We start from the raw sequence: 25,328 nt of genomic DNA, 5'->3' as shown, positions 1-25,328 counted from the left end.
GGCGAGGAAACGCTTGGCCTATGTTAATGGAGAATGGCTAGAATACGAAGCAAGGGCGCAATACCTCGCCGACTTAGAAGAGGAAAAGGCGCTGCTTGTTAAATTGATCGAACAAGGAAACGCAATCGAGGTCGACATAGTTCGGCTGGAATACGTATTGGACGAACTGGAAAGAGTGCAACGAGTCCACCGCGGAGAATATGACGTGCTTTATTTTACGTATCAGTATTTTTCTGCGGAAGACAATCCCGACAACGATTCGAACTTAATCCCCATCGGGCAACATTACTTAAACGCTGCGGATTTCCACCGGGAACTTTGTTCGATTCTGGACAGCGTAACAAAAGGCGAGGTAGTTACGAACTTAGCTTATTCGGTGGGACGGAGGCATGCTAAGACCGCCTACCTATCTAACGCCTTCCTTTGCCATCAAGTCGTGTATAGGCGGAAGAGATATATCGTAGAGGTTTCGGAAACAACTGATGTAGCTGGCGACTTTATTACATGGACACGTCACCAACTGAAATTTAACGAGAAACTTCGCGATGACTTTGGCGAATTACTAAACCCCCGATCTACAATGAATGAACTCGATAACAAGTACGAATTCATCACGTCTTCTGGAACGAAAGTAACCGCAAAAGGCGTCGGAACCCAAATGAGGGGATTGCGCTACTTATCCGTACGCCCCGATTTATTCATCCTCGACGACTTGGAATCGCAGGACAATACGAACACTCCGGAAATGCGAGCGAAGAACTTACATTGGTTTCGCGCTGAAATGCTCGAAGCATTAGGATTTGGCGGCATGTGTATCTATATGGGAACGATAGTGCATTACGATTCCCTCCTCAATCACGTTATTAACAAGCGGAAGGACTTCACGTCGAGGAAGTTTCCCGCTATTTTGTCGTGGGCTGATAACGAGCAGCTTTGGGAAGAATGGCGCTCCATATATAACGCAGATGACCCAAAAGCTAAGGCTAACGCAGACGCCTTTTACGAAGCGAATAAAGACGAACTGACTGCCGGAACATCTGTATTATGGGACGAAATGTACTCGTACAAATACTTTATGGAAAAGCGCGAAGAAATGGGCGCGAGAGCTTTTAACCAAGAATACCTCGGAAATCCAGTCGATGAAGAATCGCAGATATTTAACCCCGAGAATTTCCGATTTTTTGACGAAGAAGATCTCGAAAATGAACAGTTAACTTATTACGCTGCGATTGACTTAGCGATGGGGAAATCGGCAAGGGGCGACTATTCAGCGATTATTACCTTAGCGAAAAAACCTGACTCGCAAGTTGTCTACGTAGTGGACGCCTATCTTGCGAAAATAAAACCCGACGAGTTTATGCAGGAGATAATCAAGCGTACTTTTCATTATCAGTACGAGTCTTTGGCGGTAGAATCGCAGCAATTCCAGGAATGGTTTTCGGATAAGCTTGGCGAGGAATTACAAGCCCGGGGTTATCCGGCACATACTCGCTTAAAGCAAGTTAAGCAGAAAATGCGGAAGGAATTGCGGATAGAGGCGCTTGAACCGGAAATAAACGCTGGAAGAATTCGCTTTAAGCGGGAGCAGCGCTTACTACTAGAAATGCTTGAACTCTTCCCGAACCATAACCACGATGACGGACCCGACGCATTAGCCGACGCTTATAAAATTGCGAGAGAAACTGGCGGGAAAGTCCGTACAGTAAAACGAATGAATCGCTGGAGGTAACGTTAAAAAGCGAAAGGAGGCGATCACACTTGACAAAAAGTAGATCACGAGGAATTGGCTTAGATTACAACATAATGACTGCCGAAGATATGGACGAATTATTATTTTCCCCATTTAGACAGGCTCTGGGAGAGCGAACTTGGCAACGAATCCAAACGCAACTCGACAACTACGAATATTACACCGGTAAGCAACACCGGAATGAATACGGTCAGCTTGTAAGAGCGGAAGACGTACCACGCCCGCCAGGCATAGATTACGACCCCACGCGATACGCAACGAACTATTTTAAAGCGATTGTCGATAGGAAAGCACGCTGGCAAATGGGTGCAAAGCATGGCATTAAAGTTCCACGAAAGCAGATTGACGAGCTTGAGGAAACGTTAGACGCAGCCTACGAGCCATCCGACGCACAGAGGGCGGAAAATAAGCGATCAGAGGATTATGAACGACTTCTTTACCGGCTATGGGAAGAAAACCGAATGCGTACGAAGCTGCTGCAAGCAGCCCGCGATAGATTAATCGCAGATAGGGTCGTTTGTAAGATTGCGTTTCATCAGCGTACAGGAAAGATTCGCTGGATTTTTCGCCCAGATACCGAATATATCCCGATTTATTCCGAGGACGATTTTGAAGATTTAATCGGAGCGAATTTAGTTAAACGAGTAAAGCACGAATATAAAGGCGAAGAAGTAGACGCAATTGAAATCGAAAGTTACCGACTAATTAATGACGAAGCTTATTTGAAAGTCGCATTATACCGCGAATCAGACCTCGAGTTAATTAAAACCATCCAAAAAGAGGCTTCATTAGGGATCGACTTTATCCCTCTTCAAGAATTCTCCGTTTCTGAATTGATTTCCGAAACTCTAGGCGAATCCGAAATCGCTGCTCTACGAGAACAGAACGATGTCCTTAACCAAATGAATGAGGACGCAATAGATTCGATGAAATTCGAAATGTTTCCGATGACGGTCGTTACAAATGCAACGCAAGGAGCTTCGGACTCAATCGCAATAGCTCCGGGGTCACTTGCCGAAATTAGCAGCGCAAGTGATACAAAATCGGCTGACATGAAAAAAGTAGAAAGCCGTTTCCAGTGGCGCGAAGCATTTAAGGATCAATATATGCGTGTAAAAGGCGCTATGCACGAAATTAGCGGACTGCCGCAAGTGGTTCCGCAAGAACTTAATTTCGGAGGGCTTAACGGAGAAGCGTTTCAGGTGCTTTTCCACGACATCATAACCGACACCGAAGAGCATTGGCTATCGTGGGGTTATAGTTTGTCAGAGCTTCACGAAAAAACTATCCGATACTTACAAGCTCGCGTTGACAGTCCGAAGTTTGCTTACGACAAATCCGTCGTTAAGGGAATCGGAGACAACTACGAAAATGAGATGCGATTTGTCCTTCCGTTACCAGACAACCGTAAGGAACTCGTTGAATTACTCGATATGGAAACAGCAGCCGGCTTTGAAAGCGTCAGAGGCGCAATGGAACGTCTGGGAGAAGAAAACGTTCAGGCGAAAGTACAGGAAATCGAAGCGGAGCGAAGTCGTAGACGCTTAAGTAGCGCAGCAAGTTACGGAGATAGCGACGTTAACGAGGACATATTCGGAGAGGAGGTCGAGGAAGAAGATGGCTAAGCCTTATTTATCGAAAGAACCTTATCACGTAGTTATTAACGGAAGCGGCGAAGGAGGTGGCGGAAGTAACATGAGATTTATTCCAGGCGAAGGAGAACCGGGAGCAGATGTAGGCGCTCCAGGAGACGTTTATCTTGATACGAATAGCGGTGATCTCTATACGAATAAAAACGGAACATGGGCGCTCGAGCTTAATTTAAAGGGACCGCAAGGAAATCCCGGACCACAAGGCGACCCAGGAGAACCAGGACCCGCAGGAAGCGACGGCTCCGATGGAAACGATGGAGCGGACGGGTTCCCTAGCGAAGCACAGTGGGACGCATTAGTCGCAAGGGTTGAAGCGTTAGAAAGCGCTGAATAGACAATATACGAAAATAACACTTCGCCGACGAGGCGTAAAAACGGAGGTAATTTAGATGCCAGTAGAAGAACAGAACGAGCAGAAACAAAATCCCGAAGAACAACAAGGAACGCAAGGACAGGCGCAAGCAGAATCGGAAAAGGGAGCAACGTCTACGGAGACGGAAACTCCGAAAGAAAAAATCCCTTACGACCGATTTAAAGAGAAGGTTGACGAGGTTAACGAATTAAAGGCGGAAATTGAAGCCTTTAAGCATAAGCAACAAGCGGAGGAAACAGAGAAGCTAAAAGAGCAGAACGAGTATAAAACACTGTATGAGCAGGCGTTACAGACTATCGAATCTCAGAAGGCAGAAGCAGCGGAAGCGAAGAAAAAATCGTTACTTACTCAAGCTGGCTATACCGAAGAACAAGTCGCTATCTTATCGCAAAACGTCTCTGGTGACACTGACGAAGCTTTGGAAAAATCCGTCGAGGATTTGAAACAGATTGTTCCTCCGAAACAATCTTACGTCGACCCTCCTCTCGGAAATACAGAACGAGATAAGCCGACTCCTACCGATAAGGACGAGATTGGCAAGAAAGTATTCGAACGAATCAAAGGAAAGATTTTTTAAGCGGGAGATATTCCGCAAAAACAAATTAAAAGGAGCGATTTATTAATGGCATACGGTCCAATTTTTAAACAGGTCGGATTTTCCGGCGGAAAGAATATTTTAGCGAGTGAGCATCTTCAGTACATCGAAGGAGGAGCCACTTTAGATTACACAAAATTTGCCACAGGATTTAACGAAGTCGGGCAAATTATCGCACGTAACTTATCGACAGGTAAGTTTGAGCCTTTCGAAACTGGCGAAGACGCACCTGAATACGACAATCATGCAGTACTTAACGAGGACTTTATTAATGATGCAGAGCAGGACTTAATCGTCGGAGAAGTTATCGTACGTGGATCAGTCTACGAAGAGAAGCTTCCGCAGTCAGTACCGGACGCATTTAAAGAAGCAAATCCGATGATCAGATACGTTAAGCACGTTTAACTTAACGCTTATTTGTCGTGGATAAAAATGAAAGCGATTACAAAACAAAACTAGGAGGAATTTATAAATGGCGGGAATTACGCATATCACAGAATTAAAGCCCGAAGCATTGGGCGCATTAGCTCGCGAGGTTGATCGCGCAGCATTAGAAACACAGGACGATTTAGTAGGTTTTATGCCTGACGAACAAATTTACGATTTAGAATTCGCAGCTAATATCGTTAAAACTACATCGCAAATGGGTGCAATGATTGGGTTCGGCGCAGAGCCTCCAATCCGTGACCGTGATCAAGTTGCGAAACACTTGGGCGAAGTTGCTAAGTTTGGCTGGAAGGACATTATTACCGAAAATGAGCTTTTAAAGCTGCATAACCCACGGAATGATCAAGAGTTTAAAGCGTTAGTAGATGCAATCTCGACGAACGGCGCGAAGATGGTAAAAGAGACTCGCGACCGTATCAACGTTTCCAAGTTGCAAGCTATCGGAACAGGGAAGGTTACTTACAACGATAACAACGTTAAGTTAGAAATCGACTTTACTGATTACATTCCAGACGAGCATAAAGTCGTTTTAACAGGCGATAACACCTGGGCTAACCCAGATCACGATGTTATTGGCGATTTAATCGAGTATAGCAATCAGTACGAAGAGACTAACGGAAAGAAAGCAGATGCGATTTACCTAACTCGTAAAGTGCAAGCGTTGTTACTTAAAAACGCTGTAATCGTTGGTGAAGCAACCGGCTCTAATAGTGGCAGAACTAGAGTTAATAACGACGAGCTTAACTCCGTTTTAGGTGCTTACGGATTGCCGCCAGTACGTTTAGTCAAAAAGACTAGTGCAACTGTTAAGAACGCACTTACTGGAGCTACGGAAACTATCGAGCTTTTCCCAGAGAACAGAGTCGTATTCGTTTCTTCTGGCGTAGGTACTTTCAAGTTGGGACCTACCGTAGAAAACAACTTCCAGCCGGGAATCGTGCTTCAAGCGAAGGATAAGGACGAACCTATCCAGTCTATCTTACGTACGGCAGCATCCGGTTTCCCTGTTATCGAAAATCCTGGCTTGCTATTATACGCTGACGTACTAGAGGCGTAATTATGGCGAAGGTCTATCGAGTTAAGACTAAAGCGGTATTTAACGGAGAGCCGGTCGGTACAACGTTAGAGATGGACGAAACTCTAGCGTCAAAGTATGAGGCTCTTAAGTACCTCGAAATTATCGAAGAGGTTAAGCCGAAGCGAAAGCCGGCGCAGAAAAAGCCTGCGCAAGCAAAAGGGAAACAGGTGGAAGCAACGACGGAAGCCAAACCGAAGGAGTAAAGGAGGGAGCGCTATGAAACTGACGGCGCAAGAATTAACGGATCGTTTGTTAAGGCGATTTAAAGGCGTTCCAGGCTTCGAAGAGGCGGACGCAAGTGACCTGGTTAAAGACGCTATGCAAGCGCACGACTATGCGCCGGAGGATAGCGTTTTTTCCGAAGACATAAACCTCGTAATGTTATACGCACAGGTTCAGGCAGCTTGGCAAATCGCATTTTCTGTCGCTCACTACTTTAAATTTACGGATGGCGAGGAATCAGTCGATAAGTCAATGATCTCGGACAATTACCGGAAACTAGCGAACGACTTGCAGTCCGACTATGACGAGGAAAAGGGTAGAAGGCATGAAGCTAGTTTTCGAATTATGAAGCGGATTGACCGCCCATTAACTTCGCCCCCTACGGGAGAAAGTAGGAGGGGATTCCCTTGGCGGAAATACTAACGACCCAAGCGGAACTAGACGAGGTATTCAAACGATTAGAACGCGACTATGGCGCATTAAGTAAAAAACAACAGGCGTATGCAGTCCGTGAAATCGGGAGAATACGAGCAGAGATAGCGGATATGTTAGCGGAGTTCTCCGGGACAGACGGCGTAATTAAGCGACAGCGATTAGGTCGGGTATTACGGGATCTGGACACTATCGAAGCCTCAATCCGGAAAACTGGTGTAGATACCCTCGAAAGTATTATCAAAGAATCGAGCGAGTGGACAACTGCGCAACTAGCCGGTGCAATTGGCGTTGGTTCCTCCGTACAACTCGGAGTTAATCGGCATGTTTTCGATTACATGGTTAAACGGTTTGAATCCGACGGTCTTGTCTTATCAGACAGAGTCTGGGGAATGTCCGGAGAGATTCGGGATAAGATAGCCTCTACGCTTAGGTCAAGCATTATCAAGGGCGAAGGTATTAGCGCTATGATTCCTAAAATTCGTAAAGTCTACGCAAATGAAACATGGAAGATTAATCGGCTCGCCAGGACTGAATCCGTAACCGCAAAACGAGCAGCAACGAGCTTTAACGCTCAAGAATCCGATATTGTTGATTGGGTTCGCTTGCATGAAGGAGTTGCCGCAAGTAGAGGTGCGTATCATCACCAATGCCATGTTCTTTCAGAGGAAAACAGATATGGCGAAGGCAAGGGGATTTTTAAGCCTACCGATTCCGATATTTGGCTCCCCCATCCGAATTGTACGTCTTATATCACTTACATTTTAAACGAGAGGTGGTTATAAGATGCTTACGGAAAAAGACCTCGAATTTATGCGAGATAGTCAAGACGAGATTTACGTTTTAAGATATCGACCTATCACCGTTTCTTACGTTGAGAAACAATACGACGAGATTACGGAAGAAGTCATTGGAGAGCGTGAGGTATCCACTGAAATTAAAGCGGTTGTAACGGAAATCTCCGAAGAGACTCGCACTATTACCGGTGGTATTACGTACGAATCCGGCGATGCTAAGTTTGACATTAAACTAGCGGATTTAGGAGACATCGGAGCAAAAATAGAACGGATTTATTACGATGATAATACCTACGAAATACTCGGCAGCAATAAAAAAGGCATCGGCAGGCGGAACAGAATCGAATTTATAGGGCGGGTGATAACGTGAGTGGATTTAAAGTTACCGTAGAGGGATTAGACAAAGTAATGAATGATTTTTCGGGCAGAGGACGGCGAGCGCAAGACAGAGCGGATAAGGTTACAGAAACTTATACTCGCAAGATGGCGATTGAGGCGTCCGGAAATGCGCCGGTCAAGACTGGGGATTTACGAGCAGACATTGCTGCAAGCCCTAAACGTTTAGGAAAAGCGTCCTGGCAATACGGTAGTACATTAGACTACGCAGGAATCCAGGAATTTACTCACCGTTCGAAAAAAGGATTTATCCGTAAGTCCATTTGGGACAATGAGGCGGATTATCAGCGAGCGATTAAGCGAGAGGTAGCGGATTAATGACTCGCTTCCACCAACACGGACTTAATCGCTCCCTCCTCTTACATCTACGAGATAAACTCCCCGATGCAAAAGTCGATCTCCACTTCGATGGATACGAAATTCCCGAATCACCCCGTCCCCTAATTATCGTCGAACAAATGCCTAGCAATCACGAAATTATAAGCAAGCAGCGCGAAGGTATCCAAGCAATATACCGATACCAAATTGCGCTAATAGATTTAAACAGTGTAAATTTATCGGTCAATCAGGAAAGGTTAACGGACATTTTCCATTTCGATAAATTTACGTTTTACGACACGTTAAAAGGCTCTCAACCGACAGGGTCTTTTTTATGTGAATTAACTGGGATTACTCCGATACATCCGGAAGATAAATCGGAAAAATCAAGCTATCATCGAGTCTATTTTGATATTGAGATAGCAACTTTAAAAAGGAGTGGAAGTTAATGGCAGTAGGAGAAATATACAAGGGCGAAGAATTTATATACCTCGTTGAAATCACAGGACAAAACGGATCTACATTAGTACGTCCGTTTGACCAAACTGGCGGAAGTACGTCAATTGAAACGGACGAAATAGAAATCGACACCAAAGACAGGTCTGGAAGTTCCCACGGAAAAGTGACACAAACAGTTTCTCTCGAAGGAAATATCACCGAAGGCGACCCGTTTCCTAAAGCTATGGTGCGAATGATTCGCAATAAAGAGTACGTAAAAATTTACGAAATTGATACGCGGACAAACGAAGGTGAGTACGGAATGTACATGGTATCTACGTTTGACCGTGAATATGAAAACGGTGACAACTCTACTTATTCTCTAGAGGGTACGTTATTTGGTACGACAAAAGAAATTCAACTGGATGAACTACCAGAAGGCGCACCTCCATTAGAAGGAATGGAAGAGGACGACGAAAACGACGACGGCAACGAAACTCCCTAGCGACCCGCCCGCAATCGGCGAGGCGGAAATCGGAAAGGATTTTACAGTTGGATAGAGCCTTAACGAAGGGAGGAGCTATATTATGGCGTCAAAAGAAGAGTTGAAAGAGAAATTTAGCACTGGAAAAGTACCGACAGGAGACGACTTTTCGGAGTTGATTGACGGAGTAGAAGGCGAACAAGGTCCACAAGGAGATCCCGGACCTGCTGGTAGCGACGGTTCTGACGGTGAAGACGGAAAAGACGGCTTCGGAACAGAATCTCAATATAACGACATTATCGAACGGTTGGTAAAGATTGAAGAAATAGTTCTCACCGAGGGAGAGAGCGAATAACACGGCGGGCTTAGGCTCGCCTTTATTTTAGATTTTAGGAGGAATTTATAAATGGCAAATTTCGAAATTGAGGGCAAGGAATACGAACTCAAACTTAATTATAAAGCGATTCAATACTTAAACAAAACGCAAGAGGGTGGCTCTTACGGACTGATCGGAAAGGCGATTCAAGGGGACTTCGAAACGTTCCCTCATATCGTCCACGCAGGCTTATTCCACACGGACGAAAAAATCCCGTTGAAAAAAGTCGAGGCAGAAATCGAAAAACTAATTTCCGAAGAAAAGCTTTCACTTGAGGATATTATGCGGATTTGTGACGAGGTTGTAACGCAGAGTTTTTTCTATCGAGCGACGGTACAGAAGATGATCAAGCAGAATCCGGAGCTAGGGAAAGCACTCGAACAGTTGAGGGGCTAGGCGAATTAGACGAGGTCGAGCAGGCTATCTTCGACGGACGGAGATACCTTGGCTTATCGTCCCCGCAAGTCCTATCGTTGACACCGCGCGAGTTTGCGATAGAGATGCGGGCGAATGTCGAGCGTATCTATGACGATTACGAACGGATGGCTATTATGGCGATGATGAACCGTCAAGGTTACCACGCTAAAAAGCTTAAGCAAAAAGACCTCTTTAAACGCCCAACTGCCGAAGATGCGGCGAAACAAAAGGCGAATGAGCATGTCGACAAGAAAGAGAAAATTACCGAGTGGATGTCTCGAATTAAGCAATTCCAAGGTGCGGATATAGGCGCATAGTTAGGCGTTCATACTCGGAGAAAGGAGGAAACTATTGAACGATATTTTAGTAAAAGTTGGCGCTGATATATCGAACTTTTCGAAAGGTATGTCCGATGCTGCTAAGCAGGCGGGACAGATGGGAAGAGCTACGGAAAAAGGTGCGCTTACTATTGGAAAACTTGTCGCAGCCGTTGGCGGAATCAAATTGTTATCAGCCGGATTTAACATGGTAAGAGACTCAATTTCTCAAGCGTTTCGACGGATTGACACGATGGAGCAGTTTGATCGAGTCATGACAACGATGACTGGTTCGTCTAAAAAGGCTGCGCAAGTACTAGACACTGTTAACGATACAGTAGTCGGAACAGCTTACGGTCTTGATGTCGCTGCTAAGTCAACGCAGAACTTCGTAACGTCTGGTATGGACGTTGATAAAGCGACCGATTCAATTGGAGCGTGGGGCGATGCTGTAGCCTTTTATGGCGACGGGAGTAACGAACAGTTTGGACGCGTGACCGACGCTCTCGCAAAGATGACGTCTAAGGGTACGGTGCAAATGGACAGGATGAATCAGCTCACGGAAGCTGGTATTCCAGCCATGCAGATTTATGCTGATGCTACAGGGCAATCCGTTGAACAAGTAGCAGAGACTATGTCGGAAGGCGCTCTTGATGCCGAAGAATTCATGACGGTTATGAACGACGCCCTTAAAAACGGAACTGAAAACTTTGCCGGGATTGGGGGCGCTGCGAAAGAAGCCGGAGCATCGTGGGGCGCAGCCTTTGATAATATGAGAGCTGCCGTAGCGCGTGGAGTAACGAGTATAATCGAAGCTATTGACAATTTGCTTGCGAATAACGGACTACCTTCCATGCGTGATATGGTAGCGGAATTCGGTAGCTTTTTCGAAGCTACTTTGAAGAAAATTGCCGAAGCTATACCGAACGTCATAAGCGCTATAGACGGCTGGAGAGATGCACTAAAACCAATCGCACCTCTTATTATTGGCGTGGCTACATCTTTAGGTATTTTACTTGCTGCATCGGCAATACTCGGCACAGTAAGGGGATTAGTATCCGGACTAACGGGTGCAGTCGCTTTACTAGGACGAACTTTTGGACTTACGGCAGCGCCAATGTTTGCGATTATTGCAGTACTTGCGCTGGTCGGTGCGGCAGTCTATCAACTCTGGCAGACGAACGAAGAATTTCGAAATAACGTTCAGATTATATGGGAACACGTCAAGCAGATTTTTTCAATGGTTCTCGAAACTATTTCCGGAGCCATTGTCGGATTTATTGGCGTATTGATGGAATTAATTACTGCAATGATGCCAGTTATAGCACGAGTGGCGGAAGTGGCAGTCTCGTTTCTCGAATGGATTGTCACGATGATGGAGACACATTCCTGGGTAACTAACTTAGTTACTATCGCTATAGCTCTATTTGGCGCACTAGCAGTCGGTATTCCAGTTGTCGCCGGCATAGTAAAAGTCTTTACGATGGTATGGACGGTGTTAAAGACCGTATGGACTGTTGTAACTTTTGTCGCTAAAGTATTCCGTATTTTATTTACGGTAGTACGAGTAGTTACTACTGTATTCGGGCTATTTCTTAGCCCGCTAGGATTAATAATCGGAATCGCAACCGCGGTTGGCGGAGTCATAGTATGGCTAGGTGGACATTTTGAGTGGATCGGAAATATTGTCGATTCAGTCACAGGATGGATGTCCGATGCTTGGTCAGGATTTCTTGGTTGGCTCGGATTTGAAACGGAAAAAACCGCAGTGTCAGCCGGAGATAGTATTGTCGGCTTAGCGACAACAACAGCTCAGGCTACAACAGACGCAGCTCAATCAGCCGAGACGAATATCGGAGGAATGCACGAGAATGTTAATTCCCACTTTGGGGGAATGAGTCAATACGGAGTAGGACAGATGCAGTATTTAAATTTAGCAGGTTCACAGGAACTTTCCGGATTAAATACAGCCGGCTCCGGCTACGTTAGTGCTTTATCTACTTCTGCGCAATCAAGTATGTCTGACATGTCTGCGGGAGCAGTCAGCGCTATTGGTTCAATGAGTTCCAGCGTTACAGGTGATGTGGGTAGTATGTCCGTCAGTTCTATAGATTCAGTTTCCCTTATGAATTCCGATATATCTGCGATGCTTGCCGACCTAGAATCGAACGGTTCTATAGACATTGCGAGCTTAAACTCTAGCGTTACGAGCGACATGGGAAATATGTCAAGTATGTCAATGGCGGAGATTCAATCGTTAGCATCGTCTGGTAGTGCGGACTTTAGCGGCTTAGAATCTGATATGACTTCAAGCGCTTCGAACATGCAGTCAGAGGTCGAGTCAAGCTTTTCCGGAATGTCTTCGACCATTGAGTCGGAAATGTCGAGCATCGAGAGTACGGCTTCGTCGTCTCTATCCGGACTCGCTTCGAATTTTAGCTCAAGTATGTCCGATATATCCAGCGCTATTAAATCGGGAATGCAAGAAGTTTCGAATTCCATTCAATCCGGAATGAGATCGGTTACTTTATCAGCAACAACCGGAATGGTTGCGACTAATTCGGCGATTGCTGCGGGTACAACTCGTATGAACTCGACTGTAAGTCAAGGTATCTCGCGGATGCTTAATACTTATACGCAAGGTTTTAACCGGATCAACCGAGCAACAAGTTCGAATATGACTCGGATAGTCAACACTTCTCGGAATGGAATGAATTCCGTTACTTCTGCATTTTCTAGCGGAATGAATCGGAATGCTAGTATTTCTCAAAGCGCAGGAAATCGAATCGTTTCTATCTTTAACCGCCTTAACGGGCAGTTAAGAAGCGCTGGGGTTAACGCTATGGCAGGACTGCAATCGGGATTAAATTCTCGTTCAGGAAACGTAATGGCAACGGCTCGCAAAATTGCCAATAATGTTGCTTCAACGATGCGAAAAGCTTTAAAAGTACATTCTCCGTCCCGTATCACTAGAGCAATCGGAGGATTTACCGGAGAAGGGTTAGAAATTGGATTACTTCGTTCTCGAAACGCTGTACTTAAAGCTGCGGATGGATTAGCGGAGGCAGCGAAGCCAAACGTTGATATGTCTTACGCAACACCTGACGGTGCATACGGCTCGTTATCCTCTGCGGTTAGTGGAGCTGTATCAGTTAATACGCAAGGTAGAGATAGAGCGCTGATTGCTTCTATCGACGGAATCCGAAGAGAAATTGCACAGATGCAGATGGAAATGGACGGAAAAGTAGTCGGACGCATGGTAGAGCCGGGAGTTTCCCGAAAGCAAAGTAGAGATAATAGTCGGAGAAAACGATATCCGAACGGAAGAGGGGCGCTAGTTACATGATGATTAACGGACAAAAATTGAATCGCGTAGAGGTTTCGAGTTCTTTTGCTCGGAACCCTGCTCGCTACACTTACTCGTCATCTTCCCGAAGTTCGGGAGGCGCTCGTCTTGGGAGTTTCCGGTTAGACGCCGAGGAGTTTCCGATTCCAGTTACGCTTTACAAGGAAAAGGGCGAAACATGGGACGAGATTATCGAAGAATTGACTTCGATTTTATATACAGGAGAATTCGAGCGCATTTCGTTTGCTCACGGAAATCCTAGCCGATACTACCGAGCGAAAGTCATTGCACTTGAAATTACGGAAGAATACTATCACAACGCTTATGGTAATATCGTCATAGCTTGCGAAGATCAGCGCATGTTTGGCGAAGAGCAGACGTTTAATGTGACTACCTCGAATACAACGCACGTAATAACCGGTCAGGATAAAACACCGTGGGAGATTTCGCTTCGATTTAGCGAGCATACGGATAAATTCGAGTTAACCACGAATTCCGGATTGTATCTTCTTTTAGGTTACGAATTCGTCGAAGGAGATAGCTTAACGATTAAGTACGAAGGGCGTGAGGTTCTCTTAAACGGCAGAGACTTACGCCATTCTATTCGCTTGAAATCTAACTTCGACTATCTCTATCCGGGAGATGTCACGGTCAGAGCTTCGCAAGATTGCGAAATGAAATACGACGAACGCTATTTTTAGAGGGAGGAGGAAACTTATGGAATTATATATTTTTAGTCAAGACGAACAACCCCTTACGGTACTATCTGAAGAAACCGGACTTATCGACACGCATTACCGCATCGAAATTAACGGAATCCCCGACGAACCCTTTATTTTTTCGGTTGAAGCCGATAACCCTACCGCAGCATACGTAAAAGAAGAAAACAAAGTAATCTTTCGCGACCATGAAGGGGATTGGCGCTTAATGGTTATTCGTGAAGTTGACGACAGTAACGACTTATATGGTCCGATTACTCTCGCTACATGTGAGCCGGTTTCTATCGCCGAGCTGAACGACAATATAATAGAAGAAAGACGTTTCTCCGAACAACCTGCGACTAGAGCTTTAGAGGCTGCGCTTCAAGGTACGCGCTGGAAACCTTCCGTTGAATCCGAACTAGGGAACGCAACATCCAGCTTTTACTACTTAACGAGTACAGAAGCAGTTTGGAAAGTCCTTGACGTTTGGGGAGGCGAATTTAAGGATGTAGTTGATTTTGACGAAGAAACTAACGAAATTAAAGGCTGTTACATTAAGCTTATTCAACGACACGGGAGCGAGCATGGACAACGCTTCGAAATCGACAACAATACGACGGAGATAGGGCGTACCGTTTTGTCATATCCTAAAACGGCTCTCTACGGAAGAGGTTCGAGCCTTGAGGTTGAGGACGAAGATGGCGAACACACTGGAGGCTATACGCGTTACATCGACTTTGCGGATGTAGAGTGGAAAGTATCGAATGGTGACCCCGTCGACAAACCAAAAGGGCAAAAATGGGTAGGTGACCCGGAAGCGTTAGACGCCTACGGATATGAGGGCGGAGAAAAACATCGCTTCGGCATCTTTAGTAATCAAGATTACGAAGACGAAGGCTTACTCTTATATGCGACATGGGAAGCGTTGCAACAGGCGAAAAAGCCTGAAGTTAACTATCGCTTAGAGGTCGATTTATTTGACGAAAAAGTCAGCTTAGGAGATACATGCCAAGCCATTGACCGTAAATTTGCGCGACCAATCGAGATACAAGCCCGCATTATCGCCATGGAATACGACCTAATGGATATTGAAGGCACAATGGTTGTGGAAATGGGGCAGTATTTAGATTTAGGAGACGATTTTAACGACCTTAATAAGAAAATAGAGGATATAAAAAATAATCCCCCTAAACAACAAATTACTGAAGGCAGTTATCCAGACCGAAAGCCTTCAACACCTGTTAACTTGGAAGCTTATGGTGGTATGGAAGTCATTCAACTCTATTGGCAGTATGCCGACGAAATGTTCATCAAGCATTACGAGGTCTACGGATCACGCACAGAGGACTTTGTTCCAGATGCACAGCATCTATTATGGCGCGGTGATGTCAGTGCCTTTAGCCACACTGTCGGTACAGATGAAGTCTGGTACTACCGAGTGAGGGCAGTCAACTATCATGGACGACCGTCTGATTGGAGCGTGCAGGTCCGAACGGCAACTCACAGGGTATTGACAGAGGATATCATGTGGGGTCCAGAACTTGCTGAAAGAATGCGAGAACTTCATAGGATTAGCGATATTATCGGTGAAAATGGCGTTGACTTTGACCAGATAGCCGAGGAAGCGAGGGACTTAATTAATCAGCAAGCCCGGGAATATACCGATGAGGAAATCGGCACTGTCAGGGATGAATTAGAGATTATCTTTGGTGAGTATGGGGATAAATTTACAACTATCACTCAAGAAATAGATGACATTAACGGATCACTAAGCACAAAAGTCGAGCAAGGTATATTTGATGATTTTACGAGTAGCTATGAATACGATATGGCTCAAGTGAATCTGCGGTACGATGAGATTAGTAGTACAGTTAGGAACATTCGTATTGGCGGGCGTAACTTATTACGTTACACAGATTTTAGTAAAGCGGATAACGTTGATAAGTGGATATACTGGGGAGTTGTTTCTGCGTTAAACCGTCAACGTTTCGGAGATTATGATTTTGCGTATGCACGTGTTTCTGAAGCAACTCCGGGAAGTTTTGTGCGGATAAGGACAGCTTACGATTACTACTTGGAAAAAGACCAATACTACACGCTATCTTGGATAGGTGTAACTAGCGACTTTTCCAATTCAAACTTTAACTATTCTGGTGTATTGGTGGATGGATTATTCGCTCCAAGGCTAACCGACATTAAACGGACTGAAATCGCTCGTGCTGATGTATTTGGCTACACTAAGACCATCTATAAATACGAGGTAACCTTCCAGTACGCGTTAGACACATCAGTAACTAGTGCAATTATGATCGGTACGACTGCAACGGGGTCCGGTAATACATGGATAGCTGTCGCAAATGTGCAATTAGAGCGCGGAACGATGGCAACTGATTGGCAACCGGCATTTGAAGATGTAGACCAACGTATGTCAATTGCTGAATCGGATATAAGGCAGCTGGCAGATGAAATCGATTTAAAAGTCGATGTAGACGGTATAGTGGCGCAGATTAACTTATCCCAAGAAGGACTGCGTTTAAAAGGTAGCCTTATCCATTTAGACGGTCTAACGCTTATTGACGATGGGATTATACAAAACGCTCATATAGCCGATGGTTCAATAGAGCGCGCTAAGTTGGGTCGTGCCATCATCGGTACGGCACAGATTGACGATTTAGCTGTCACAAATGCAAAGATAGCCAGTATCAATGCGGACAAGGTTAATGCGGCGAGCTTATCAGCTATTAGTGCTAATCTCGGTACAGTGACTGCTGGAATCATACGTAGCAGTAACAACAATTTCGATTTCAATTTAAACCGTGGCACATTTGAAATGCGAAATAACGCAGAGTTTACGCTTGGTAATGGTGCTATGATTAATTTTACGGATAGTGGCAACTGGCTATACTACACAAATCGAAGCGTATATTCAGGGTTATTATTTGGTAACTCTTTACGAGGAGATGGTAGACCATTTGTGGCAATGGGGGTCAGTGATAACCAATTAAACGCAAACGACAGTTCGTTTAACGGAATTCGTATCCACAGTGGCTGGGTAGAGAACAACGCAGATGGCGTAATGACGAACATTGTATCCAATAATCTATGGTTAAATGAAGACCCTCAGTTTTCAGGAGGGGGATGGATTTTTGAAAATAAATGGAACGGCAATAGATATCGTTCTTTGTATGGATATAACACAGCATCGTATGCTTATAACTTAGGATTAGCCGGAGCAAGATTTCATACAGTCTATGCTGATAATTTTGCCGGTGACAACATCCTGTTTAATTACCCCCACAGCGGTAGTAGGTTGGGGTACGTTATGGAGAACACTGTTAAATCCGACAGGAATCCAGCATTTAGACCACAGTTTGGCGGAGAATTGTATTACGATTTGGGAACGTCTTATCATAGATGGGCTTATATTTATTCTCAATCCAGTTTGCAAACACCATCCGATAAACGTCTAAAAGAGGATATTAATGATAATATACTTGGATTAGATTTTATAAAAGATATTGAAACAGTGACATTCCGATTAAAACCAATAGGAGATAATAAAGAAAAACGGTCTAAGCAGTTTGGCGTTGTGGCGCAGGATTTCAGAAGCGTGCTTGAAAAACACAACGTAGATATTAACGATTATGAGATACTTCGTATTGGCGAGGATGGCATGTACGGAATGCAATATGAACAACTTATTGCTCCGACCATCAAAGCAGTCCAGGAACTGGATTGGAAACTGGAAGAAGAAATTAACTGGCAACGAATCGAGTATCAAGCGTTGAAAAACAAAGTAACCAAACTGGAAGATAAAGTGATTGAACAGGGTGAAAGAATTAAACAATTAGAGGAGAGTGCAGCATGACAATTAAACTACAGAATAAAGATTTGAGAAACGTAGCTGATTTTCTAAAAAATACGGTATCCGTAAAGGGAAAGAAAAACGTACATCGGATGCGGGTTGTTAAGGCGATTGCAGATAAGGACAAGGAGGTGAAAGAGGAAGAAGTTACGCTTCTTAAAGACTACGCCAAGTCGGACGATGATGGGGAGATTATCTTCCTTGATAATGGCCAACCAATAATCAAAGAAAAGAAAGAATTCAATGAAGCGCATAAGGCGTTGTTTGAAGAGGAGTTTGTGCTGGATGACAAGAACCTTGAATCAGCATTGAAGACAGTCGAGAAGTTAGTAAATGACTTTGATAAAGAGTTATCCGGCCAACAGGCGGAGGCTCATTTCATACTTGCAGAAGCATTTGAAAATGCAGAGGAAGAAAATACAGAAGGAGAGGATAAGGATGATGAGTAATTATGAATTTAAGGAAACCGGCTCACGCAACATTGAACGGGACGGAGAGCGGGTTAGATTAGTCAGTTTTCGAGGTAATTCACCGATTGAAGGCGATGACAGGGAACGACTCAATATTGATGGTGCGATTATCGTGCCGATGATGGACTATTTCCAAGCTGGGATGAATGGGGAGCTGCCGCAATTAATTAAGGATAAAGTGCTGGAGCGATTGACAGCCAGAGAACAGGAAGAAAACGCTGAATAAGCGTTATTTTTTATGGCGTAAATTAGGAGGATTATTATGTCCGATCAAAAGGAGGACGCAAGGGGCGATAGAAGCTACGCAGAAGTCCGAGAGTGGCTCGTGCGAATTGACGCCAATCAGACGCACCAAACGCAGCTACTAGAATCGTTGAACAAGCGAGCGGAAAAAGCGCTTGACAAGGCGGACATCGCCGAGGATAAAGCGTACGAAGCTTTGCGGATTGCAAAGCGGGCAGATCAGCGCATCGACGAACGTGAGCGAGAAGAGAAGGTGCGTACCCGTTGGTTACTCGGATTAGTCGTAACTGTAATGGTTGCGACCCTTCCGATTATTGCGAAGTTTTACGGAGTCGATTAAAGAAAGGAGCAAGAAAAACATGTTCGAAAAATTTAAAGGGATTTCTAAAGGCGCGCTCATTCGAGGGGGCTTATTAGTATTGGCGTTATTAAATAGCGCTTTGCAGTTAGCGGGCTACGACGTTCTACCTTTTACCGAAGAGGACGTCGAAACGGTTATAACGGTCGTTTTTAATTTCATAGCGATGGGTGCTGCTTATTGGAAGAACAACTCGCTAACCAAAGAAGCGAAGCAGGCGGACGAAGAAATGAAAGCTAAAAAAGCGAAAAAGAAAGCGCTTAAAAAGGCGCAGAAAGGACGGAGATAAGATGGTTAAAATAAAACGGCAAATAGTTTCGAAAGCTATCGAGAGTAAAGTAACTTACGGCGGAAAGAATCCGGTAAATTATATTACCGTACACCAAACCGGCAACACCTCTCGCGGAGCAAACGCTAAGATGCACGCTAAATTACAGTCGAACGGAAACAGTAGAGCGGCATCTTGGCATTATTCCGTTGATGATAAAGAGGTGTACCAATCCTTCGAAGATACAGCGCAATGCTGGCATAGTTCCGACGGCAAAGGTCCGGGTAATACGCAGTCTATCGCCGTGGAAATCTGTATTAACAGCGACGGTAATTATCGTAAAGCAGTCGAGAATGGGGCGGAATTAGTTCGTTATTTACTCGACAAACACGGGTTGTCAGTCGATAAGGTACGGCAACACCACGACTGGTATCCGAAAAACTGTCCGGCACAAATCCGAGCAGGAAAGGACGGAATTACCTGGAGCGACTTTCTTAATATGGTGAAGGGCGTTAAAGTGTCTAAGCCTAAGGAAACTCAAACAGGATCTGAACAGATCACTAAATCTTCGCCTTCAAATGGCGTGTCTCTTGACGTAGACGGAAAGTGGGGGAATTCGACCACAAGAGCGTTACAAAAAGCGCTCAACACACCAATTGACGGAATCCTTAGCGGACAGAACCGAAACTCTGTAACGAATGCTCTATACGGAAACACGGCACGTTTTGATGGCGGAGGAAGTGTCGTTGTTAGAGCGTTACAACGGAAAGTCGGCGTTAGAGATGACGGCGTACTCGGTCCGGAGACAGTACGAGCGTTGCAGCGATATTTAGGTACTCCGCAGGATGGTGTGTTAAGTCGTCCGAGTACCGTCGTTAAAGAGATGCAGCGTAGACTAAATGCTGGTACTTTTTGACACGTACTGATATAATAATATACGGTATAAGGCGGATACTCTCATTTCCGCTCATTAAGGCGCTCAATTACGAGCGTCTTTTTCATGCCTTTTTATCGTACCAAGCTAACGGTTCCATATACTCCACGTTTCGGATTTCTTCGAGCCTACAGCTCGTTTTTCTTCCGTCCTTTAAGCGCAAGTGAATTCTTCCGTTAGAGTACCCAGCAACCTTGCATTCCAAGTCCCGATAATAGCTTCCATTTCGGATAACATTCGCTTGAATCAAAAGAGGGGATTCCGACACAAAAGCGTTATGGAGTATTTGAGATAATTCTATCTCCGACATTTCTTCTTTTCCTGCGATTTCTGTAATCTCGCTATCTATCCGTTTTAAGGCGTCCGTCTGATCAGCAAGAATCATACCTTGCCATTTCATAATACCTCTGTCTTTATATCCAAATTGTTCAGGTGTGAAGTTCGTAATATTAAACGTTCCCATATTCGTCATTCCTTTCTATATAGAATATACGTTCGTATTATTAGTATACGTAAAACATTCGAAAATAACAACGAGAATATGATGGCAATTTATTCCGAATAAAAAAAACGCCAATCCGTTAAGATTAGCGCTTGAAATTAGTTAAGCGATATTGTATAAACTGATACGCCCTCATGCTCGTTCATTGGTTCGACATTAATAGTGATATTATCTTCGAGATTTTTTAGTTCGAATTCGAACTCGATAGGAACCCAAATTCCTGTATCGTTTTTGTAATAATAATCACTGTTTGGGTCGGACATAACTCCGGTAACTTCGTCGAGATCCTCTTCACCTTGTTTTACGTAGAAGATAGCGGCTTGCATAAACGAGGTTTCATCCGGAAAACTGTCGTTAGTGTAAAGCGTATCAAGCTTAAGTACAGCTCCGCCATCTTTCTCGGTTATTTCCGCTTCTTCTAATTCAAACGAAAAGTCTCCGAACTGGAACGTGGAATCATCGCCTAAGTCAATCTGAACCGATGCAGGCTCTTCGGACTCCTCCTCTTCGGCATTTGCTTCCTGATCTCCGGAAGCTGATTCGCCTGTACTTACGGACTCCTCTGCGGTACTATCTTCCTTTTTACTGTCCGAATTATTTACGTTAATAATGATGAATGCAATTGCGATAACCCATATAGCTGACCCGATAATAATTCGAGTAGGGGTTAGCTTCTTTTTCTCTTTCGCCATCCGATCGAACTCCTTTAGCATTTTTGTTAAATTTTACGTTAAATATAGCGTACCATATTGCCGGGGAATTTTACATAATTATTTCGTACATATTTCGAAGAGATTACGGAGGGAATTGGACGAAATCCGAACGTAATTGACGGAGTATTTTCGCCAATGTTATAATGTAACTAGGCGCTATAGTCGTGAATATGTACGGTCTTGTGAAGCGGTTAGGAGTTTAGCGAAGTTGAATCATCTGCTATCCGCATGGAATATACGCTTAAGCACTTCGAGGTACTTTGGCGGGACTCAAAATCCCGTGTCCTCTGGGACGTGTCGGTTCGACCCCGACCACCGGTATTCTAAGGTTACAATAACACAAGATAATAGCAATTCATTTAACTCATAAACGTTGATATAACAACGTTTATGAGTTTTTTTGTTTTCCGAGAAAATTTAAGGGGATAATAGGGGAGAGATTTTCCTTGATACAAATTTAGTGCCTATTCCTTTATTCAGCATAAGTCGATGGAATAGTTAACACACTTTAAATCAGCATAAAGCTTCTTTAGAACCTGTTTCTTTATAATGCTTATAATTTTATTCTAATCATTGTAAAAGGGATATCACAAGGGATAGTCTCTTCAAAAGAAGTAGAAACACTTCCTCCAGATAAATGCAATTACTGTGTGTAATATTCATGTATGGTTATGTTGTACTTTTAAATGATAAACTTAAAGTAACTATCTTGCTTAGGAAAGAGGGAAAACGATGGAGATCAAACATATGATTTATTTTATAGAAATCGTCAAAACGGGCAGTATGACGAAAGCAGCAGAAAAGCTGTTTATTTCACAGCCCACGATTAGTAAGCTTTTACGGGATTTGGAAGCAGAATTAGGAGTGGAACTATTTGATCGCCATAAACGGCAAATGGTTCTTACGGATGCAGGTAAAGCATTTTTGCAGCAAGCAAAAGAAATTGTCAGGTTATATGAAAATCTCCCGACAGAAATGAATAATTTGCTTGGTATCAGGCAGGGGCATATTAAAATAGGGTTACCTCCGATTATGAATGTGAGGCTGTTTATTCATGCCCTTGGAGAGTTTCATGAGAGTTATCCAGATATCAGCTTTGAATTATTAGAAAATGGCAGTAAAAGAATTGAGGAAAGTATCATTAATGATGAGGTTGATGTCGGTATTACGGTACTGCCGACAGATACGGAAACCTTTCATCAATTCTTTTTGCTTGAGGAGCAGTTAAAGCTGGTAATTCCGCGTTCTCATAAATTTGCCGGGAGAGAAAGAATAAAGCTTATTGAATTAAAGGAAGATCATTTTATTTTATTTAGTGAAGACTTTATCTTAAATGATCGTATAACTGAAGCGTGTAAGACTGCCGGTTTTATTCCTGATGTGGTTGCAGAGAGCTCTCAATGGAACTTTATCGAACAGATGATTAGTGCAAGTCTCGGAGTAAGTATCCTGCCGGAAAGTATTATTGATATGCTGAAAGAAGATGTTGTCAGTGTGGAAATTGAGGATCCTTCGATTTTATGGCAATTAGCAATTATCTGGAAGAAGAACAGCTATATCTCTTATGTTACAAAAGAGTGGCTGAAGTTTATGCAGGAGCAATTGATGTTCCTGCGTGGAAATATAAATTAGATATGGCGTTTTCATAGATTTCATCTATATGTTAAATGACAAATAACTATTTTTATTATGGAGCGATAGCCTTTAAGATAAATAAAGAGCAAAAATAAAGCAATCTTATTAAGGAAGGGAACGCACGTAATATGAATAGTTTTAAACACCCGAACGAAAGCAGAGTAGTTAGTACAGATCAGGTACTAATTAATGATTTAAATAATTACAATACCCTCTTTGGAGGTGTATTGATGAAGAAGTTGGATAATAATGCCACATTATCTGCCAGAAGACATGCCAGAGTCAAGGAATGCGTGACAGCATCTACTGATTCGATTGATTTTCTCCATCCAATCCGTCAATCTGATTCAGTATGTATCGAATCATTTGTTTCCTATACGGGTAATACATCGATGGAAATTTTTTGTAAGGTGATTGCTGAGGATATGATGACAGGAGAAAGAAAAATAGCTGCAACAGCTTTTCTTACCTTTGTAGCCTTGGACATGAATAAGAAGGCTATAAAAGTAGCAAGCATTGTACCAGAATCAGCAGAGGAAAAATTCTTATATGAATCTGGTGAGAAGCGGGCAGCGATGCGTCGAAAAAGAAGAGAGCACAGTAAAGAGCTGACACAAATTATTGGTTTAGAAAAACCATGGGAAAGAGGAGATATCTATGTTTGTGGATCTAAATAGTTTATATCTAATAGAGGAAGAACTTGACCGGCTTCAACGCAATTACAAAGAATTGTATGAGCATTTGCAGCATCTGGTGAGTCTGACCAGACAGCTACAGATACCTTATAAATATTTAGGGGAGCTGCTGACAGCAGAAGAAGAGGCAGCCAGACCGCCATTTATTCGGGAATCTGTTTTACAGCTTTATCAAAAAGAAGTAAATTTATTAAAAGAACAAAAGGATTTTGAGGAATTGCTAGCTGTACTCCAGCATCTGGAACAAGTCTCCTATTCACAAGTATTTCTGTTAGTACTTGGAGCGAAGCCAGAGCTTATTCAAGTTAACACGATTATTAAATAGCGGACAGGGCTTATCCTCTTGCATAACATGAGGATAAGCCCTGCTTAATAATTAGGAACAAAAGAAAGTCCTATTAACCTGAAGACTTGAGCCAGGATTATCCAAGCTGTTCTCTTACACAATCCAATTATTTAACATCTTCAGTTCAAAGCTTTACAATAAACAGAAGAAGTCAAAATGAAAGGGTGAGGGTATTGAATATCTTAGTAGTTGGAGCAAATGGACAAATAGGGAAGCATCTGGTCAAATTGATTAAGGAAAATGGAGATCAGGCCCGTGCACTTATCCGTAAGCAGGAACAAGCCGATTATTTTAAGGATCTGGGTGCTGAAACGGCCATTGTTAACTTAGAGGATGAAGTCGATGCAATTGCTAAAGCGGCAGAAGGAGTAGATGCGGTTGTATTTACAGCCGGATCTGGTCCTAAAACTGGCAAGGATAAAACCCTAATGATTGATTTGGACGGTGCTGTAAAGACCATTCAGGCAGCAGAAAAAGCGAATGTCAAACGTTTTATCATGGTTAGTTCGTTTGATACCAGCCGCGAAGCTATTCAAGCGGCTCCTGAATCGTTTGCTCCTTATGTCGTAGCAAAACATTATGCAGATGAGTGGCTGTTAAACACTGATTTAGACTATACCATCGTTCATCCAGGCATGTTGACGAATGATCCTGGTACGAATCAAGTAAATCTTGGAGCCACTGTGGAGCGGGGAGAAGTGCCCCGGGAAGATATTGCTAAAGTAATTTATACGAGCTTGAAAAATGATACAACCATCGGCAAACGATTTCGGGCAGTAGGTGGACAAATACCTGTTGAGGAAGCAATACAGTCAGTGTAATAATGAAGAAAAATCGGGCAGACGCACGCCCGATTTTTTTATGAACAGATTTAAGGCGAATATATACTCGCGGCAATTCCTAATAATCTTTGCTGAGAGAAAAAAGCAATTCAGTCCTTGATGCATTGAAATAATGTCTTTTTTTCTATACTAAAATCGTTGTAATTTCAGAAATTTACAATAAAAGTATAAAGTATTATGGTAATATTGGATTATATAGATTTCGTGTAAATCCAATTGTTTAGTAAATAGAACAATTGGATAATGTTGTTTGGAAAAGATTTGATACAGGAGATATTAAAAGGACCCCGGAAGAAAGAGATGAATATCTAAAGAGTA

Annotated in this window: 30 protein-coding genes; 28 read left to right on the top strand and 2 right to left on the bottom strand. The window is 43.5% G+C overall.

What is annotated here, in order from left to right; genetic code table 11:
- Positions 1 to 13: 13 nt before the first annotated feature.
- The 24 genes from terL (at position 14) to BN1068_RS14705 (ending at position 20,259) form a co-directional block, all read left to right on the top strand.
- Complete coding sequence (gene terL, locus BN1068_RS14820; protein ID WP_077603624.1) at positions 14 to 1,729, top strand: phage terminase large subunit; 1,716 nt, start codon at positions 14 to 16, stop codon at positions 1,727 to 1,729.
- Positions 1,730 to 1,758: 29 nt separating this feature from the next.
- Entirely contained in the window at positions 1,759 to 3,375 is a 1,617-nt protein-coding gene (locus BN1068_RS14815) for a phage portal protein (RefSeq protein ID WP_254846782.1), read from the top strand.
- Positions 3,368 to 3,736: a collagen-like triple helix repeat-containing protein gene (locus BN1068_RS14810; protein ID WP_077603623.1), complete on the top strand. Its 369-nt coding sequence runs from the start codon at positions 3,368 to 3,370 to the stop codon at positions 3,734 to 3,736. Before BN1068_RS14815 ends, BN1068_RS14810 begins: the two co-directional genes overlap by 8 nt.
- A 55-nt stretch (positions 3,737 to 3,791) precedes the next feature.
- Positions 3,792 to 4,352: a hypothetical protein gene (locus BN1068_RS14805; protein WP_077603622.1), complete on the top strand. Its 561-nt coding sequence runs from the start codon at positions 3,792 to 3,794 to the stop codon at positions 4,350 to 4,352.
- Positions 4,353 to 4,397: 45 nt separating this feature from the next.
- The gene (locus BN1068_RS14800; protein WP_077603621.1) at positions 4,398 to 4,775 is read left to right on the top strand and encodes a hypothetical protein; all 378 of its coding nucleotides are present in this window, start codon (positions 4,398 to 4,400) and stop codon (positions 4,773 to 4,775) included.
- 67 nt (positions 4,776 to 4,842) lie between these two features.
- Positions 4,843 to 5,874 (top strand): major capsid protein, encoded by a 1,032-nt coding sequence (locus BN1068_RS14795; RefSeq protein ID WP_077603620.1) that lies wholly within the window; start codon positions 4,843 to 4,845, stop codon positions 5,872 to 5,874.
- 2 nt (positions 5,875 to 5,876) lie between these two features.
- Positions 5,877 to 6,098, top strand: coding sequence for a hypothetical protein (locus tag BN1068_RS14790; protein ID WP_077603619.1), 222 nt, complete (start codon positions 5,877 to 5,879; stop codon positions 6,096 to 6,098).
- Positions 6,099 to 6,111: 13 nt separating this feature from the next.
- The gene (locus tag BN1068_RS14785) at positions 6,112 to 6,540 is read left to right on the top strand and encodes a hypothetical protein (RefSeq protein WP_077603618.1); all 429 of its coding nucleotides are present in this window, start codon (positions 6,112 to 6,114) and stop codon (positions 6,538 to 6,540) included.
- Positions 6,525 to 7,334: a structural protein gene (locus BN1068_RS14780; RefSeq protein WP_077603617.1), complete on the top strand. Its 810-nt coding sequence runs from the start codon at positions 6,525 to 6,527 to the stop codon at positions 7,332 to 7,334. Before BN1068_RS14785 ends, BN1068_RS14780 begins: the two co-directional genes overlap by 16 nt.
- A gap of 1 nt (position 7,335) precedes the next feature.
- Positions 7,336 to 7,716 carry a hypothetical protein gene (locus BN1068_RS14775; RefSeq protein WP_077603616.1) on the top strand — a complete coding sequence of 127 codons (381 nt, stop codon included), beginning with the start codon at positions 7,336 to 7,338 and terminating at the stop codon, positions 7,714 to 7,716.
- Positions 7,713 to 8,060 (top strand): HK97 gp10 family phage protein, encoded by a 348-nt coding sequence (locus tag BN1068_RS14770; protein WP_077603615.1) that lies wholly within the window; start codon positions 7,713 to 7,715, stop codon positions 8,058 to 8,060. Before BN1068_RS14775 ends, BN1068_RS14770 begins: the two co-directional genes overlap by 4 nt.
- Positions 8,060 to 8,509 carry a hypothetical protein gene (locus tag BN1068_RS14765; RefSeq protein ID WP_077603614.1) on the top strand — a complete coding sequence of 150 codons (450 nt, stop codon included), beginning with the start codon at positions 8,060 to 8,062 and terminating at the stop codon, positions 8,507 to 8,509. Before BN1068_RS14770 ends, BN1068_RS14765 begins: the two co-directional genes overlap by 1 nt.
- Positions 8,509 to 9,003, top strand: coding sequence for a phage major tail protein, TP901-1 family (locus tag BN1068_RS14760; RefSeq protein ID WP_077603613.1), 495 nt, complete (start codon positions 8,509 to 8,511; stop codon positions 9,001 to 9,003). Before BN1068_RS14765 ends, BN1068_RS14760 begins: the two co-directional genes overlap by 1 nt.
- A gap of 82 nt (positions 9,004 to 9,085) precedes the next feature.
- The gene (locus tag BN1068_RS14755) at positions 9,086 to 9,337 is read left to right on the top strand and encodes a collagen-like protein (protein WP_217697323.1); all 252 of its coding nucleotides are present in this window, start codon (positions 9,086 to 9,088) and stop codon (positions 9,335 to 9,337) included.
- Positions 9,338 to 9,388: 51 nt separating this feature from the next.
- Positions 9,389 to 9,754 (top strand): tail assembly chaperone, encoded by a 366-nt coding sequence (locus BN1068_RS14750; RefSeq protein ID WP_077603612.1) that lies wholly within the window; start codon positions 9,389 to 9,391, stop codon positions 9,752 to 9,754.
- A gap of 77 nt (positions 9,755 to 9,831) precedes the next feature.
- Positions 9,832 to 10,092 carry a hypothetical protein gene (locus tag BN1068_RS14745; RefSeq protein ID WP_077603611.1) on the top strand — a complete coding sequence of 87 codons (261 nt, stop codon included), beginning with the start codon at positions 9,832 to 9,834 and terminating at the stop codon, positions 10,090 to 10,092.
- Positions 10,093 to 10,126: 34 nt separating this feature from the next.
- Complete coding sequence (locus tag BN1068_RS14740) at positions 10,127 to 13,438, top strand: tape measure protein (protein ID WP_077603610.1); 3,312 nt, start codon at positions 10,127 to 10,129, stop codon at positions 13,436 to 13,438.
- Positions 13,435 to 14,139 (top strand): distal tail protein Dit, encoded by a 705-nt coding sequence (locus BN1068_RS14735; protein ID WP_077603609.1) that lies wholly within the window; start codon positions 13,435 to 13,437, stop codon positions 14,137 to 14,139. Before BN1068_RS14740 ends, BN1068_RS14735 begins: the two co-directional genes overlap by 4 nt.
- 16 nt (positions 14,140 to 14,155) lie before the next feature.
- Complete coding sequence (locus tag BN1068_RS14730) at positions 14,156 to 18,007, top strand: phage tail spike protein (RefSeq protein ID WP_077603608.1); 3,852 nt, start codon at positions 14,156 to 14,158, stop codon at positions 18,005 to 18,007.
- Complete coding sequence (locus BN1068_RS14725; protein ID WP_077603607.1) at positions 18,004 to 18,453, top strand: hypothetical protein; 450 nt, start codon at positions 18,004 to 18,006, stop codon at positions 18,451 to 18,453. Before BN1068_RS14730 ends, BN1068_RS14725 begins: the two co-directional genes overlap by 4 nt.
- Entirely contained in the window at positions 18,443 to 18,700 is a 258-nt protein-coding gene (locus BN1068_RS14720) for a hypothetical protein (RefSeq protein WP_077603606.1), read from the top strand. The genes BN1068_RS14725 and BN1068_RS14720 overlap by 11 nt, the downstream gene beginning before the upstream one ends.
- Positions 18,701 to 18,736: 36 nt before the next feature.
- Complete coding sequence (locus BN1068_RS14715; RefSeq protein WP_077603605.1) at positions 18,737 to 19,057, top strand: hypothetical protein; 321 nt, start codon at positions 18,737 to 18,739, stop codon at positions 19,055 to 19,057.
- A 19-nt stretch (positions 19,058 to 19,076) separates the two neighbouring features.
- Positions 19,077 to 19,364 carry a phage holin gene (locus BN1068_RS14710; protein ID WP_077603604.1) on the top strand — a complete coding sequence of 96 codons (288 nt, stop codon included), beginning with the start codon at positions 19,077 to 19,079 and terminating at the stop codon, positions 19,362 to 19,364.
- 1 nt (position 19,365) lies between these two features.
- The gene (locus tag BN1068_RS14705; protein WP_077603603.1) at positions 19,366 to 20,259 is read left to right on the top strand and encodes a peptidoglycan recognition protein family protein; all 894 of its coding nucleotides are present in this window, start codon (positions 19,366 to 19,368) and stop codon (positions 20,257 to 20,259) included.
- Positions 20,260 to 20,341: 82 nt separating this feature from the next.
- Here the strand turns inward: BN1068_RS14705 and BN1068_RS14700 are convergent, their stop codons facing one another.
- Together BN1068_RS14700 and BN1068_RS14695 are read right to left on the bottom strand one after the other, a co-directional pair.
- Entirely contained in the window at positions 20,342 to 20,740 is a 399-nt protein-coding gene (locus BN1068_RS14700; protein WP_077603602.1) for a hypothetical protein, read from the bottom strand.
- Between the two features lie 137 nt (positions 20,741 to 20,877).
- Positions 20,878 to 21,471 carry a hypothetical protein gene (locus BN1068_RS14695; RefSeq protein ID WP_077603601.1) on the bottom strand — a complete coding sequence of 198 codons (594 nt, stop codon included), beginning with the start codon at positions 21,469 to 21,471 and terminating at the stop codon, positions 20,878 to 20,880.
- 753 nt (positions 21,472 to 22,224) lie between these two features.
- On the opposite strand from BN1068_RS14695, the gene cidR reads away from it, so the two are divergent.
- The 4 genes from cidR (at position 22,225) to BN1068_RS14675 (ending at position 24,989) form a co-directional block, all read left to right on the top strand.
- A complete protein-coding gene (gene cidR / locus BN1068_RS14690) occupies positions 22,225 to 23,124 on the top strand; it encodes a cidABC operon transcriptional activator CidR (RefSeq protein WP_077603600.1) in 900 nt (299 codons plus the stop codon).
- A gap of 131 nt (positions 23,125 to 23,255) precedes the next feature.
- Positions 23,256 to 23,804, top strand: coding sequence for an acyl-CoA thioesterase (locus BN1068_RS14685; protein WP_077603599.1), 549 nt, complete (start codon positions 23,256 to 23,258; stop codon positions 23,802 to 23,804).
- Complete coding sequence (locus tag BN1068_RS14680; RefSeq protein WP_077603598.1) at positions 23,785 to 24,147, top strand: hypothetical protein; 363 nt, start codon at positions 23,785 to 23,787, stop codon at positions 24,145 to 24,147. The genes BN1068_RS14685 and BN1068_RS14680 overlap by 20 nt, the downstream gene beginning before the upstream one ends.
- A gap of 194 nt (positions 24,148 to 24,341) precedes the next feature.
- Positions 24,342 to 24,989, top strand: coding sequence for an SDR family oxidoreductase (locus BN1068_RS14675; RefSeq protein WP_077603597.1), 648 nt, complete (start codon positions 24,342 to 24,344; stop codon positions 24,987 to 24,989).
- Positions 24,990 to 25,328 lie beyond the last annotated feature (339 nt).

Source organism: Oceanobacillus sojae, assembly GCF_900162665.1.
In the GTDB taxonomy this organism is placed as follows: domain Bacteria; phylum Bacillota; class Bacilli; order Bacillales; family Amphibacillaceae; genus Oceanobacillus; species Oceanobacillus sojae_A.
Note: the sequence above shows the minus strand (reverse complement) of the source record. Positions and strands in the feature narration are given on the sequence as shown.